The organism is Flavobacterium faecale, from assembly GCF_003076455.1.
Classification (GTDB): domain Bacteria; phylum Bacteroidota; class Bacteroidia; order Flavobacteriales; family Flavobacteriaceae; genus Flavobacterium; species Flavobacterium faecale.
In genome coordinates this window covers 4,293,255-4,308,946 of the sequence record NZ_CP020918.1, presented here as the reverse complement: position 1 = coordinate 4,308,946, position 15,692 = coordinate 4,293,255, and the positions used below count along the sequence as shown (strand labels likewise).

Genomic DNA, 15,692 nt, shown 5'->3' with positions numbered 1-15,692 from the left:
CCTTTTTAAGGGTTATTCCGATGTATTTGTTTATATTTACCCTTAGCAAAAAACTAACCACACCATACCACCAAATGTTTTATAAAATCTTACGAACTCTTGTTTTTACACTGTTTGCCTTACAACTTCAGGCACAAGTAGATCAATTGAACTATTCCAAAAATATATCAATTTCGAATGGCTTAGCGCACAATGGCGTTACGGCTATTTTAGAAGATTCGAAAGGATATATATGGATAGGGACATATGACGGACTAAATAGATACGATGGTTATGAATTTTCAATTTATAAAAATTCAGTAGATACCGATGTTTTGGTTAACAATCGTATTCGAACCTTGGCTGAGGACAAAAAAGGAAACCTTTGGATTGGTACTGATGAGGGGATTTCTATTTTTAATTATACCAAAGAAAAGTTCACAACCTTGTTTTCCAATAGTTTATTGAAAAAAGGAGCGACAGGTCCCATTGTTAGAAAAGTACTTTTTAACGATTCCAAAAAAGTAGTAGTTTGCGCCACAGAGCGTAAAGGTATTTTGATTTTCAACGAAGATTATTCTTTTAATCATCAGTATATTCCATTATTCAAAAAACGTAATGCAAATGTTTCTTTTTTTGACGGAATAGCATTAGACGATTCAAATTACATTTTTTCAACTTCCATTGGTTTGATTACTTTTAATCTTTCAACCAAAAAATTCACTAGAATAGGTCAAGGAAAAATCAGTTTCAGTAAATCTATCGTAAAGTTAAGTAGTAGCAAAATCTTAGCAACGCTTGCGCATGGGGTAGCCGTAATAAATTTTAAGGCAAATCCAAAAGGTTCTTCTTTTCAGGTTACACATACCGATTTGGACTCTTATGAATTTGTTACAACCTCACTCGATCGCGTAGGGAATCTATGGTTGGGAACCGCTACAGATGGTTTTATTCGAATAAAGAATGCTGCACTCCTTGCAGATCAAAAAAAGTATAAAATTTCTGATTTTAATTTGGCGCCCAATTTATTCAGAACAAGTTGTTTTGCTCCCTTGAAAAACAGTTGTTGGGTTGGTAGTTTTAATAAAGGTGTTTTTAAATTTGATTTGGATGAAAACCCATTCAAGTATTATAATAAAAGTGAAAATCAAGCTTACGGACTAGCATCCAATGAGGTTATGACCTTGAATGCAATTGATAATGATCGAGTATATATATCCACTATTCAAGGTGGATTATCCTTATTTAATACCAAATCCAGTCAATTTGAACCCCTGCCTTTTCAGCTTTCGAGCTCAGAATCTAGTCGTGTGGGAGCAATATATGTCGATTCAAAAAAGAATTTATGGTTGAAAGATGCCAAAAGAGGCTTGTTTAGAGTAAAGCATGGTAGTAATCAACTCACCTTTGTGGAGGCAAAAAATCTAGTTAATTTTAATACCGATGCCGTAAAATTAATGGTTGAAGATCAAGTTGGGAATTTACTTGTTGGCGGGTCTGATGATTTTTACCGTTTTAATTTAGATGCTAATCAAAACGTGATTAATGTAGAGAGACTCAATGATAACCCTTATTTTAAGGAGCTAAAGATTTCTCTGGTTCGAGCAATCTATCCTGATCCTTTGTACAAAAATATTTTATGGATTGGTACAAATGCCGATGGATTATTCAGACTCGATTTTTCGAAAAATAAAAGCTTGAAGAATGTCAAAATTGAACGATTTACCAATGATAAGAATAATAAAAAATCACTTCCTAGTAGTTTTGTAACTTCAATTATCAGACTGCCAAACAAAGAATTATGGGTAGGTACAGAACGTGGGGGGATATGTAAGGTTGAAAATAGTGACAAAGATCCAGAATTTATCTCTTTTAGTGAAAAACAAGGTTTATCAAATAATGTCGTAAAAAGTATGGTATTTGATGGTAAGCAGTCATTGTGGGTTACGACCAATATTGGTCTGAATAAATTTGATATTGTAGAACATCGTTTTCAAAAATTCAGCACCTCTGATGGTTTGCCATTTGAGAATTTTAATTATGGAGTTGCTAGGTTAAAAAATGGTAGTATAGTATTGGGAGGCTTTGATGGTATTTGCTATTTTGACCCTAAAAAGTTACCAAGTAGAGAAAAATTACCCCGATTAGAACTCGGAGAGCTTAAGATTTTTAACAATGCCGTAAAAGCGGGCGATACACTAAATGATCGTGTTTTGATGACTAAGCGATTGAGCGATTTATCAGAATTGGAATTAAATTATAACGAAAATGCTTTCTCAATAGGAGTTACTTCACTGCATTTTTCCACCCAAAGCAATCACTTTATCAAGTATCAATTGTTGCCTATTAATAAAGAGTGGATAGAAATCCCATCAGATCAACGTAATATTTATTTTAATGGTTTGCCTCCTGGAGAGTATGTTCTGAAAGTGAAGGCATCCAATACCTTGAACAGATGGACCAAAAGTAAAGAGCTAAAAATTATAATAGATCCACCTTTCTGGAAAACCTCTTGGGCTTATATTTTCTATTATTTGACCGTCATTGTAGGTGGGTATTTTGCCTTGCATTTTATTTTGAGAATGCAACGATTGAACCACAACATTCAGATCGAAGAATTAGAAAGAAACAATATCAAAGAAATCAATGCAGCCAAGCTCCGCTTTTTTAGTAATATTTCGCATGAAATCAAAACACCATTAACATTAATTTCAGGACCTGTAGAAACCTTGTATGCTCGTTTTAAAAATAATCCAGAAGTTGAGGAAACCTTGAAAATTGTTCAGAAACAGTCTCATAAAATTTCCAAATTACTGGATCAAGTGCATGATTTTCAAAAAGCAGATGCTAATTTGTTGAAAATGAATTATTCCTATTTTAATTTCAATGTCTTTGTCAATGAGTTGCTATCTGAGTATCAGTTTTTGGCACAAATGGAGCACAAAGTAATTGATGCCGTATCTGAGACGGATAAGGTGTACGTGTATGCAGATAAAGACAAACTCGAGAAGATATTTAATAATTTACTAACCAATGCCTTCAAGTATACCAAAGAAAATGATTCGATTCAAATACGCTTTCATGCTGTTGCAAATGATTTGTTTATTTCGGTAATTGATAAAGGGAGGGGAATAGATGCAGAAGATTTACCGCATGTTTTTGAACGATTTTACCAATCCAAGAAAAAGGAAAATATTTATATCGGTGGGTCAGGAATTGGTTTGGCTTTTTCGAAACAATTGGTCGAAATGCATTATGGCTACATTGATGCAGAAAGCGAAATAGGGCTCGGTACGACAATCAATGTCAAATTACCTATTGTACATACGGAATATACCGAGGATCAAAGCGAAATAGAATATGAATTACTGTCTGCTGAGCAAATGGTAAAGCACAGTTTTTCATTCAGTTCTATTGATTACAAAACGTTGCAGTTTGATAAAAGTTTTGCCGATGCAAAAATATTTATAGCGGAGGATAATGCTGATTTACGAAATTACATTTCCTCTACACTTTCTAAATTTATGAATATTGCCGTTTTTGTAAACGGAGCAGAATGTGCTGAAGCATTAGACAGTACTTGGCCAGATTTGGTTTTGAGTGATGTATTGATGCCCGAATTAAATGGTTTTGATTTGTGTAAACGAATCAAATCGGATATTAAAACCAGTCATATTCCTGTAGTTTTGTTGACTGCTTGTACCACTATTGATGATCAAGTAAAAGGGTTGATTGATGGAGCAGATGCTTACATACAAAAGCCATTTAACATGCAATATTTGTTATCTACAATTGAGTCTATTTTACGAAATAGAAAACAATTACGAGAACGTTTTCAAATAGAACTGCCGTTAACATTGACGACAAAAGACAATAGTAACGATAATGTTTTCTTAGAGAAATTATACAGTTTGATGGCCGAAAATTTAGATAATCAAGATCTGGATCTAGATCATTTTGCCAAAGATTTATATTTGAATCGTACGCACTTTTATCAAAAAGTAAAAACGTTGACCAACTGCACACCATTTGAATTATTAAAAGCCTATCGATTAAAAAAAGCTGCTGAATTTTTGGTCGAAGGAAAGTTGTCAGTCAATGAAGTTTACATGATGACTGGTTTTAAAAGTAGGACCCATTTCAGTAAATTATTTAAGGAGAAATACGATAGTACTCCGGGTAAATATGCTACCGAAATGGTTAGTAAATACTCCGGGTCAAAAGATGCTGATCCAAGTTAAGACACTAAAAGAGGGTAATTTTAGACCCTTACATGATAAAAACAATTTATTAACCTTTTAAGAAAATTATTTTCTTTGAATAATCAATTAGTCAGTATGAAAAAAAATGTAATTATTTTCATGTCGCTATTAGTATGGTGTAGTACAATGGCGCAAGATAAAGTTGTAAAATTATACGATCAGGTTCCAAACAGTAAGCAAACGTCAGGTTACGTTGAAAGTGCTGATACGGCTGCAGATGGTAATATACGAATAAAAAATATTACAAATCCTGAGATGCTAGTTTTTTATCCAAAAAAAGGCAAATCCAATGGAACAGCAGTGGTTATTTGTCCTGGAGGTGGTTATGGCATTGTGTCGATGACGAATGAAGGATATTCGATTGCAAACAAATTAAACGAAAACGGAATTACCGCTTTCATTTTAAAGTACCGTTTGCCATCAGATGAAATTATGGTTGACAAAACGATAGGTCCGTTGCAAGACGCACAGCAAGCCTTGAAATTGGTTAGAGAAAATGCTACAGAATACCACATTGATGCCAATAAGGTTGGTATTATGGGGTTTTCCGCAGGAGGGCATTTGGCTTCGACAGCAGGAACTCATTTTAATCAAGTGGTGATAGATAACCCTAAGAATACCAATTTGCGTCCGGATTTTATGGTTTTGGTTTATCCTGTGATTTCTTTTGGGGAGTTTCAGCACAAGGGAACAAGAGTACATTTGATTGGTAACAACCCATCAGAAGAGGAAATAAAATTATATTCCAATGAATTGCACGTAACTAAGGAAAGTCCAATGACTTTTTTGGTTCATGCTGCAGATGATAAAGCGGTACCGTATCAAAATAGTATGCTTTTCTATTCCAAGTTAATTCAAGAAGGAGTAAAGGGCGAGTTGCACGTGTACCAAGCAGGTGGTCATGGGTTTGGTTTGAATAATAGAACCACCAAAGCTTCTTGGTTTGACTCCATGCTTTCTTGGTTAGAAGCAAATAAGATGATTCCGTAGGTAAGAACTATTCCATTTTTTTATGAGAGTAAAAGGAAGGTGTTGGGATTTTATCTTAATGCCATGAGAATTAGCATGCCTATTTTTATTGATTTTGTTCGAAAGGGAAAAGTAAAGCTCCAGTTTATATTTTCGAAAAAAATAAGGGTTTAGAGCAGTAAAAGCGGTTATGCTATGAAAATTGAATTAAAAACACATAAAATTTACTCAGAGAGACGATTGAAAAACGGGTACAGACATTAACATAGCATTAAAATTGAAACTTTGTTAAACTAAAATTATTCAGCTTTATTTATTTATACAATGAAAAAACTATTATTAATTGCCATCGGTTCGTTACTGGGTTTTGGTCAAATTACTATCGCACAAGAAAAGAAAGCCAAAAGACCAAATATTTTATTTGCAATCGCAGATGATGCGGGCTGGAAACATTTCAGTGCCTATGGATGCAAATGGGTGAAAACGCCAGGATTTGATCAAGTGGCCAAAAAAGGAATCTTGTTCAACAATGCCTACACGCCCAACGGAAAATGTGCACCTTCACGTGCTTGTATTATCACAGGTCGCAATAGTTGGCAGTTGGAAGCGGCCGCAAACCATTCTCCAGATTTCCCAACGAAGTTTAAAACCTATGCTGAAGTTTTGGGTGAAAACGGATTTTTTGTTGGATTTACAGGAAAAGGTTGGGGCCCAGGAAACCCTGGAGAAATTAACGGGAAAGAACGTGAATTAGCTGGTCCAGAATACAATGAATTTAAATTGAAACCACCTACTACGGGAATTGCAAATATTGACTACACCAAAAATTTTGATGCTTTCTTAAAAGCGAGACCAAAAGGAGAACCTTTCTGTTTTTGGTATGGCGGTAAGGAGCCACACCGTGGATATGAATTTCGTTCTGGTGCCAAAGTAGGAGGAAAAACAATTGACGAAATCAATGAGGTTCCAACTTTCTGGCCGGATAATGAAGATGTACGAAATGATATGCTGGACTACGCATTTGAGGTAGAGTATTTTGATAAACACCTACAAAATATGTTGAATAAGTTGGCAGAAATTGGCGAACTTGAAAATACAATTGTAATCGTGACTTCAGATAACGGAATGCCTTTTCCTCGTGTTAAAGGGCAAGTTTACGAATATTCAAACCACATGCCACTAGCGATCATGTGGCCAAACGGGATTAAAAATCCAGGTCGTGTTGTAGATGATCTAGTGAGCTTTATTGATTTTGCTCCAACGTATTTAGAGTTAGCTGGGATCTCAGAAAAAAAGTCTGGAATGGAAAAACTATCAGGAAGAAGTCTAACAGATATTTTATATTCAAAAAAGTCTGGTACTGTTTGTAAAGATCGCGACTATCAATTGGTAGGTAAAGAACGTCATGATGTTGGAAGACCAAATGATGAAGGGTATCCTGTGCGCGGAATTATCAAAGACGGATTTTTATACTTACACAATTTTAAAATTGACAGATGGCCAGTTGGGAATCCTGAATTAGGGTATTTGAACTGTGATTCGAGTCCAACAAAAACAGCAGTTTTAGATTCTAGACGAAAAGAAGGAATTATGAAATACTGGGAATTAAACTTTGGTAAGCGTGGTGAAAATGAATTATACGACATAAAAAAAGATCCTTATTGCGTTACTAATTTAGCTTCAGAAGAAAAATATTCGAAATTGATGGCGAATATGAATAAAAAGTTGACGAAAAAATTAATTAAAGAAAATGACCCTAGAATCCTTGGTAATGGTGATGTGTTTGATCATTACCCTTATTTTGGAGAAGGTGTTCAAAATTTATATAACAATTATATGAGTGGCAAACCGTACAAGAAATCTAGAATTAATCCAGAAGATATCGATATGGATATGATGGATAAAAAGTAAGAAGATGAAGAGTACATTCAAACTGGTAGCGTTTCTTGTTTTTATTTTGAGTTATGGAAATGCATTTGCGCAAACAAATAAGAAGACCGTAAATATAGTTTTGCTAGCAGGTCAGTCAAATATGGCTGGTGCCGGAGACTATACTTCTTTGGATGCATCAGTAAAAGAACGTTTGGCTAAGGTTGTAGATAGAGTTCAAATAAGTAATTCCGGAAAAGCACCAACACCATTATCTTTTTATTTGTCCAAAGGCCATAAAAATAAATATGGTTTCGAAGAGGCTTTTGGACCAGAATTATTGATTGGAATTGTATTAGCAGAAAAATTTCCAAAAGACAAGTTTTTGCTAATCAAAACGGCTCAGGGTGGAACTGCTTTGTATGGCGCCTGGAATCCTGATTGGACTGCCGAAAAAGCAGCTCAAGTTGAAGCAGAAGGTTTTAAAAGAGAGTTGAAATTGTACGCTAGTTTTATTGATGATGTCAAGGAAAATATAAAAAGAATCGAAGGAGAAGGTAAAGTGTATAAAATTATTGGAATGGGGTGGATGCAAGGAGAAAATGATGCAGCCAAAGAAGTTTCGGCTTTGAGCTATGAGGCTAATTTGGTCAATCTTATCAAACGTGTTCGTGCTGATTTGAATGTAAAAGACATGCCTTTTGTGCTGGGACAAATTAATTCACATTACGGAGACTTCTCTGCAGGACCTGCAACGGTAAGAGCAGCAGAGTGGAAAGTTTCAGAAATAGTATCGAAAGTAAAGACAATCAAAACTACTGCCGATGCACCCTATAATGATTACCCTAAACACTCGGATAATGTGCATTACAATGCCGAAGGACAGTATCGATTAGGTACAGCTTTTGCGGAAGCGTTACTAAATTTACAATAATTACAATTAGTTTAAATTAAGATATAGTATAATGAAAAAATCAATCGTAGCCTTAGTAATTTTAATGGCACTACAAACCAGTTTTGGACAAAAAAAGCCAAATGTTGTACTTTTTTTTGTGGATGATTTAGGATGGGCCGATCTGGGGTATCGTAATGCAAAATTCCATACACCAAACATCGATCAATTGAAAAAAGACGGAATGGAGTTTAGCCGTGCTTATATTGCTACGCCAACTTGTAGTCCAAGTAGAGCTTCAATTTTAACAGGTAGAGAACCTGTTCGTTTTCAAATGGTGAGACATATTGATGACGGTAACGGAATTGATTTTGACGATAAGAGTAATTCAATAAACAACTTTAGTTTATGGCCAAATGATCCTGTGCAAATGCCATCGATTAATATGTTGCCTTTGGATGAAATCACTTATGCTGAACGATTGAAAGAATTAGGATACTACAACTTTTTCTTAGGGAAATGGCATTTGGGTGATGCTCGTTATTATCCATCTAAGCAAGGATTTGATGAAGATTATGGCGTTTGTAATTACGGACATCCAAAAGGGTACTACCCACCATTTTTTAAAGATGTAAACCCTTTGGCAAGTTTTGATAAAAGTGATTTGTACTTGGAAACGGTTTTGGCAGACAAAGCGGTAGATTTTATTTCGAACTATAAAAAAGACAAACCATTTATGTTGTCCTATTTTCATTATGATGTACATGGACCACAAATTGGTAGAAAAGACTGGGTAGAACAATACAAAAAAGAAGGTTTAAAAGGAAAAGATGCCGAATATGCTGCAATGATTTCAGCAGTTGATGAATCGGTAGGAAGGGTTAGAAAGGCATTGATCGAAAAAGGTATTGCAGACAATACAGTAATTCTTTTTACATCAGATCAAGGTGGTTTTTTTAGCAATGCTCCTTTGAGCGGAGGTAAAACAGGTGGAAATACCTTGGGTGAAGGTGGAGCAAGAGTACCGTTTATAATGTATTACCCAGGAGTTACAAAAGCCAATACGAGTACTGCAATTCCAATTCAGACAATAGATGTTTTTCCTACTTTGGTTGATATTGCAGGAGGAAAAGTTTGCAAAGACAAACAAGTTAATGGTAAAAGTTTGTTGCCAATTGTTAAAGGAGAAAAATTTAAAGAAGATAGAAGTTTGTATTTTTTCCGTAGTTATGAGGATCAATATGCTGCCGTTATTGCAGGAGATTGGAAATTGATTAAATACCACAGCGGGCTATTTCATTTGTTCAATATCAAAAAGGATCAAGCAGAACAACATGATTTAATTGATATTGAATTAAGACAAGCTGCTAGATTGAAAAAAGATATAGCAAAATGGGAGAAAAAGGCGGTTCCTGCTTACAATAAAAAATAAATCAAAAAATGATAAATTTTAAAAAAACACTTACTCTTGCTGTAGTATCATTATTGACAGTTTCGGCAATAGCTCAAAAAGAGATTAAGAGGCCTAATATTATATGGATAATGGCCGAAGATATGAGCCTAGATTTGGAATGCTACGGTATGGAAGCTGTAAAAACGCCAAATTTGAATAAGATGGCCGCAGAAGGAATACGTTATGATAATTGTTTTGTAACTAATCCTATCTGTTCTCCAAGTCGTTCTGCAATGATGGTTGGTACGCATCAGTTAAAAATTAATGCACAACATCACCGTAGTAATAGAGAAGTACCTTTGGATTCAAAGTTTAAACCTTTTACTGCTTTGCTTAGAGATGCGGGTTACACAACAATTTTAGGAAATCAATCTGTGATGGGACTAGGTCGTAAAACGGATGTCAATTTTAAGTCAGAGCAAATAGGTCCTTGGGATGGTAAAACACAGTTTGGTTTATTTGATAAATACGATACAATTGTAAATGATGATAAACCATTTTTTGCTCAAATACAGTTGGTTGCTAGTCATAGAGGTGATTGGTGGAACGAAGTAAGAGCAAAATCAAAGCATCCTGTTGATCCAGCCAAAGTGAAATTGCCATCGTATTTAGCAGATGATCCAGCAATACGATTGGATTGGGCTAAATATTTGGATCAAATTGAATTTTTGGACAATGAAGTTGGAATGATCTTCAAAGAATTGGAAGATAAAGGATTAGCAGATAACACCATCGTTATTTTTATTGGTGACAATGGTAGATGTAATATTAAAGGTAAAGGATATCTTGAAGATCCAGGGTTGCATATACCGTTTATTATGCATTATCCTAAAAATTATGCAGGTCCACATGTGAGTAAAGAGATTGTTTCGGCGGTAGATATTACGGCTACCATTTTGGATTTGGCAGGAGTAAAAGTACCATCGTTTATGACAGGAAAATCTATCTTGAAAAAAGGATTTAAAAATGATTATGTTTATGCTGCACGTGATTTATGGGACGAAATCTTAGAGAAATCTAGAGCGATAACTTCGGATAAATGGAAGTATATTCGAAATGATAAACCAGAGATTCCGTATGATGCACACCAAGCATACCTTGAATTTTACAGGCCTGCTATACATGTAATGCGACGATTGAATGAAGAAGGGAAGTTGAATGAAGCTCAGAAATTGTTTTTTGCTCCTAAAAAGCCTGTCGAGGAATTGTATAATTTAGAGAAAGATCCTGAGGAATTACATAATCTCGCTATGGATACAAAATATTCTTCTATTTTAACAAAATTACGCAAAAAGACGCTACGGTTTGACAAAAAAATGAAACCTGTAAGTGATGTTTACGAGCCAGAAATTGCAGATGCAGTCCAAGTTTTGGAATGGGTAAAAAAAGAAAAACCGGAGCAATACCAACAAATGCTAGATGGAGTTGAAATAGGTTTTCATAAAATGGGTCAAGAATACAAAGCAGCAAACAAAAAAAATAAACAAACTAAAAAATCAGATGAATAAATTTAAAAATTTGATGTTTACCTGTGCGGTGCTACTCTCTAGTATCATCACAGGACAAAAATCACCATCAGTAAAATTGAATTTTAATCACGATTGGAAATTTTCAAAAATCAATGCTGCTACAAGTTCAGACGAAGCTTTAAGCAAAACTGAGTTTGATGACTCAAAATGGCTGGAGGTAAGTTTACCGCACACGGCAAATATTGAACCCTTGGTCGTAAATGACCAATGGCAAGGCATATGTTGGTACCGAAAAGAATTTGAAATAGCTTCTGCTAATAAAAATAAAAAGGTATTTATTGAGCTAGAAGGCGCTATGAATCGAGCCCAAGTTTGGATCAATGGCAAATTGGCTGCAGATCATCTTGGGGGCTATATGCCTGTGGTTATTGATGCTACAGATTTTGTCAAAATAGGACAAAGTAATACTATTGCAGTAAAATTAGACAATACAGACAATCCAGTTTCAGGTCCGAAACCTTTGAAGATATTAGACTTTAATATGTACGGTGGTTTGTACCGTGATGCATGGATTAGCTACAAGGATAGAATTTATATTTCGAATCCAATGTTGGCAAATAAAAAAGCTGGAGGTGGTGTTTTTGTAACCTTTCCAAAAGTTGCAACTGACGAAAGTGAGGTTGCTATTAAAACAGATATAGTAAATGAAACTAGTACATCGCAAGATATCGAGTGTGTGCAAACCATTTATCTTAAAGGAAAGAAAGTAGCAGAAAATAAAACAATTTCAAACGGCTTAGCAGCCACAAAATCGGTTGAGCTGAATGCTTTGATTCGTATTAACAACGCGAAATTATGGTCTCCAACGGATCCTAATTTATACCAGTTAGAAACGAAGGTTGTAGTAGACGGAAAGTTGAAAGATCTAGAAATGACTACTTTCGGAATTCGTTCTTTACAATTTAAAGACAATCAATTGTATGTAAATGGAGAAAAAATGTTTTTGAGAGGGGTAAACCGTCATCAGGAGTATCCATTTATTGGTTATGCACTTTCGGATAACGCACAATACCGTGATGCAAAAAAGATTAAAGAGGCTGGTTTTAACTGTATTCGTTTGTCTCACTACCCACAATCACCCGCTTTTTTAGCCGCTTGTGATGAGTTAGGAATTTTTGTTGTTGATGCTATTCTAGGATGGCAATATTATGCAGATACAGATGCTTTTAGAAATTTTTGCTACAATGCCGCTACAGATTTAATTCGTAGAGACCGCAACCATCCATCGGTTGTTTCTTGGGAAGTTTCATTGAACGAAACTAAAATGCCAATCTTTTTTATGGAAGAATTGAATAAAAGAGTCCATGAAGAATATCCAGGAAGTCAAGCATTTTCATCAGGATGGATGCCAGAAGTATACGATATCTATTTTCAGTCAAGACAACACAGAATTATTCATGGAAACGAAAACCATGCGGACAAGCCTTACTTTGTATCCGAATATGGAGATTGGGAATATTATTCCTCTAATGGTGGATTGAATCAAGATAAGATGCCTAAAGGTTTACGCCTTGAAAAAAGCAGTCGCCATTTAAGAGCCGAAGGTGAAAAAGCATTGGTACAGCAAGCTTATAATTTGCAGGAATCTCATAATGACAATCTTGCAACGGGCGTGATGGGCGATGGATACTGGGTAATGTATGATTACAACCGTGGCTATCATGACGAAATAGAGTCTTCGGGAATCATGGATATTTTTAGGTTGCCAAAATTTGGATATGATTTTTATGCTAGTCAAAAAAGTCCAAAAGAAGTAGTAGTACTGAAAATTGCTAGTTATTGGAATGCCGATTCGAATTTGGATGTAAAGGTTTTTAGCAACTGCGATCAAGTCGAATTATTCTTGAACGGAAAAAGTGTTGCTTCTCAAAAACCGGATGTTGATAAAAACACAACAAAAATTAGCCATGCGCCTTTTACATTTAAAATCCCTTCTTTTCAAGCAGGTGAGTTGAAGGCTGTAGGTTATATTGATGGAAAGGAAGTAAAAAAAGTGTCTGTCAAAACACCAGAAGCGCCTCATAAATTAAAGATTTGGTTTGACGAAAGTGGTAAAAAACCACAGTCAAATGTAAACGATGTTATTTTTGTTTACATAGCGGCCGTAGACAAAAACGGAACAGTGGTTCCTGCTTTCGATAAAAAAATAGATTTTTCAATAAAAGGAGATGCTGAAGTTATGAACGTTGGCCCTATAACAGCAGAAGCAGGAATTGCAACAGCTTTGGTAAGAATTGGGACTAAAAGAGGGAAAATAACTTTTCAAGCGGCAAGCAGTACCTTAAAAGGAAGTAGCTGTTTAAAACCTGCTAAATAAATGTATCAATAAAATAAAGTAGTGTTTATTTGTGGAAGGCAGTAGTAAATGTAAATTTATTGCTGCCTTTTTTTATACCAAAGGTTTTAGTGATGGGATAAAAATGAGGAATAAGAAGGTAAAAATACTAATGTAAAAGTGTTTGATAAGGTGTATTTTTATTTGTTTAAAAAAAATCAAAATATGAGAAAGATAAATAACCGAATATTGGGGATGAAAGCACTAGGTGCGTTTTGTTGCATTGTACTGTTTTCGAGTTTTTCGGGCGTGCAAAAAGGGGTAACTAGCAAAGGAGATGAATCATCAATCGTTTTGGAAAATAAATATCTGAAAGTTACCGTTGACCAAAAAAATGGCTGTTTTACTGTATTAGAAAAAATATCGGGTCAACAATGGAATCCAGATCCATGGGAACAAGCGGCAGGTATTTTGGGAGTTACCGTGAATGGCAAATCGGAGACTTTGAATATTTCGAAAAGTAAAACAATTAAGTTGCAAAGGAAATCGAAGGATGTTGTAGCTATTTCGTTTGTAGACCCTGTCTTTGAAGGTCAAACACTTGAAGGAATTAGTATTGATACTGAATTGCGTTTGGACCCAACGATGTCAAAACTAGATATTGAAGTGGTTTCATATAAAGGAGGAAAATACAAATTATCAGATCTAAGATATCCGACAAGAGCTTTTAGCTTAGAGACAGATGTTGATAAAGGAGCGGCGGTCATTCCTCAAAAGCAAGGAGTTATCTGCCCGTCCTACATTTTCCCAATGAATGGTGGTTCTTTTTGTATGTGGGATGATGCTACCTATACTGCAAAATCTACAGGAACACTAGATTTGTTCAATGCCTCAGGTTTATCAATGCCATGGTGGGGAACTTATAATGAAAAATCGGCTGTAATTGGTATAGTTGACGAAGCTTCAAGACCTAAGATGTTTTATAATATCAACAATAATGGACAATACTTGTACAACTCTGAAGGGAAGATGTCACCAAACAAACGAATTGCCTACTTGGAGCCAATTTGGAATTTAAAAAAGGAAGATCAGCTTAAGCTAATGAGTTATCAATTTATTCCTAATGGAAATTATGTAGATATGGCAAAAGTCTATAGAAAAGAAGCTGTTAAGAGAGGCTTTTTTGTTTCATTGGAGGATAAAGCAAAGAGAGATCCAGATGTTAAAAAGTTAGCTGGTGCTGTATATATGGGTGTGTACGGTGGTTACCCTCATTATGTAGAGATGCCAGGCATGACATTTACCTTCAAAGAATTGTCTGATATGATTAAAACAACTCATGATGAATTAAAAGTTGATAATGCATTTTTCCATGCGTGGGGTGTTTTTTCTAATTTTGTGCCAAATTGCTGGCCAATTAATGAGAATTTAGGAGGTGTTGCTGGTTTGAAAGAAGCGGTAGATTTAACTAAAAAATACGGATACTTATATTCGTCTTATCATGCGTATTCGGCAACATTGGAAAATGACCCAAAATTTGACACTGGCCTGTTTGCTACAAATGACAAAGGGAATTTGAAAAATACAGGAAGTCGTTGGGCGAATATTGATCAAAATAAACAATTGGGATTAGCGCAAAAAAGTCTTGATAAAGAAATTGCTGCTTTAGGTCTTGAAGCAGATATTACCGACATATCGTTCTCTTACTTTGCAGATGAAGATAATACGGGCTACTTTAATTTAGCTAAATACCTTGATTCAAAAAATTTGGTTAATGGAACAGAACATGGTCAGCAACAATATATTCCGTATTTTGATATGTTTGAAGGGATGACGTATCTCAATTCTAGTTTGGCTCAAATATCACATAGAGCACCATTGTTTAATTTGGTGTTTCATGATGCAATTGGTGTTTTTGGTAAAATCCAGGATCCAGACAATCAAATATCTGAAAATGGGGATTTTGCTGTAAAATCACTTCGTAATATTTTGTTTGGTGTTGGATCAACTATATTCTTCTCGCCTTATGAATTTGATGGAATGAAAGACATGATTAAAATGGCCAACGAAGTAGTAAGCCCAGTAAATAAGGAAACATTTTTTGCCGAATTGAAATCGCATGAGTACTTAAGTCCTGATTTTAATCTACAAAGATCAAAATTCTCTTCAGGTACAGTAGTGCTTGTAAATTTGGGTCCAGTGAAACAAAAAACAAAAGAAGGTAAAGAAGTTCCTGGTTTTGGCTATGAAGTAACCTATAAAGATGGGAAGGTTTCGAAAGGAAGTTTTCAGGTAGGGCTAAAGCACTAGTAACAAACATTTGGTAGTTAATCAAGCTACAAACCTCAATTGAGGTTTGTAGCTTTTTTTTGTTCTTAAAAAAATGCTAATGATTTGGTAATATAAAGGTAAGAAAGTGTTAATAGAGGGTAAAATAGGTAAAATTATATCTGTGTAATTTGGC

General features: G+C 35.0%; 8 protein-coding genes. All 8 read left to right on the top strand.

The genetic code is table 11. The features are described from left to right. Positions 1–74 precede the first annotated feature (74 nt). On the top strand, positions 75–4,220 hold the full coding sequence (locus FFWV33_RS17990; RefSeq protein WP_159086074.1) for a hybrid sensor histidine kinase/response regulator transcription factor: 4,146 nt from the start codon (positions 75–77) through the stop codon (positions 4,218–4,220). 96 nt (positions 4,221–4,316) lie between these two features. Then, a complete protein-coding gene (locus FFWV33_RS17985; protein ID WP_108742176.1) occupies positions 4,317–5,231 on the top strand; it encodes an alpha/beta hydrolase in 915 nt (304 codons plus the stop codon). Positions 5,232–5,534: 303 nt separating this feature from the next. Next, positions 5,535–7,121 carry a sulfatase family protein gene (locus FFWV33_RS17980; protein ID WP_108742175.1) on the top strand — a complete coding sequence of 529 codons (1,587 nt, stop codon included), beginning with the start codon at positions 5,535–5,537 and terminating at the stop codon, positions 7,119–7,121. A gap of 4 nt (positions 7,122–7,125) precedes the next feature. Beyond that, positions 7,126–8,013 (top strand): sialate O-acetylesterase, encoded by an 888-nt coding sequence (locus tag FFWV33_RS17975; protein WP_108742174.1) that lies wholly within the window; start codon positions 7,126–7,128, stop codon positions 8,011–8,013. A gap of 31 nt (positions 8,014–8,044) precedes the next feature. Continuing rightward, a complete protein-coding gene (locus FFWV33_RS17970) occupies positions 8,045–9,403 on the top strand; it encodes a sulfatase (RefSeq protein WP_108742173.1) in 1,359 nt (452 codons plus the stop codon). A gap of 8 nt (positions 9,404–9,411) precedes the next feature. Then, a complete protein-coding gene (locus tag FFWV33_RS17965; RefSeq protein ID WP_108742172.1) occupies positions 9,412–10,932 on the top strand; it encodes a sulfatase family protein in 1,521 nt (506 codons plus the stop codon). Next, positions 10,925–13,270, top strand: coding sequence for a glycoside hydrolase family 2 TIM barrel-domain containing protein (locus tag FFWV33_RS17960; protein ID WP_108742171.1), 2,346 nt, complete (start codon positions 10,925–10,927; stop codon positions 13,268–13,270). The genes FFWV33_RS17965 and FFWV33_RS17960 overlap by 8 nt, the downstream gene beginning before the upstream one ends. A 183-nt stretch (positions 13,271–13,453) precedes the next feature. Continuing rightward, positions 13,454–15,538 (top strand): hypothetical protein, encoded by a 2,085-nt coding sequence (locus FFWV33_RS17955; RefSeq protein ID WP_245891576.1) that lies wholly within the window; start codon positions 13,454–13,456, stop codon positions 15,536–15,538. Positions 15,539–15,692 lie beyond the last annotated feature (154 nt).

Excerpts from the sequence above, each read along its gene's own strand:
- FFWV33_RS17980 (WP_108742175.1), top strand. The coding sequence starts at position 5,535 with ATGAAAAAACTATTATTAATTGCCATCGGTTCGTTACTGGGTTTTGGT.
- FFWV33_RS17990 (WP_159086074.1), top strand. The coding sequence starts at position 75 with ATGTTTTATAAAATCTTACGAACTCTTGTTTTTACACTGTTTGCCTTA.
- FFWV33_RS17985 (WP_108742176.1), top strand. The coding sequence starts at position 4,317 with ATGAAAAAAAATGTAATTATTTTCATGTCGCTATTAGTATGGTGTAGT.
- FFWV33_RS17960 (WP_108742171.1), top strand. The coding sequence starts at position 10,925 with ATGAATAAATTTAAAAATTTGATGTTTACCTGTGCGGTGCTACTCTCT.
- FFWV33_RS17955 (WP_245891576.1), top strand. The coding sequence starts at position 13,454 with ATGAGAAAGATAAATAACCGAATATTGGGGATGAAAGCACTAGGTGCG.
- FFWV33_RS17975 (WP_108742174.1), top strand. The coding sequence starts at position 7,126 with ATGAAGAGTACATTCAAACTGGTAGCGTTTCTTGTTTTTATTTTGAGT.
- FFWV33_RS17965 (WP_108742172.1), top strand. The coding sequence starts at position 9,412 with ATGATAAATTTTAAAAAAACACTTACTCTTGCTGTAGTATCATTATTG.
- FFWV33_RS17970 (WP_108742173.1), top strand. The coding sequence starts at position 8,045 with ATGAAAAAATCAATCGTAGCCTTAGTAATTTTAATGGCACTACAAACC.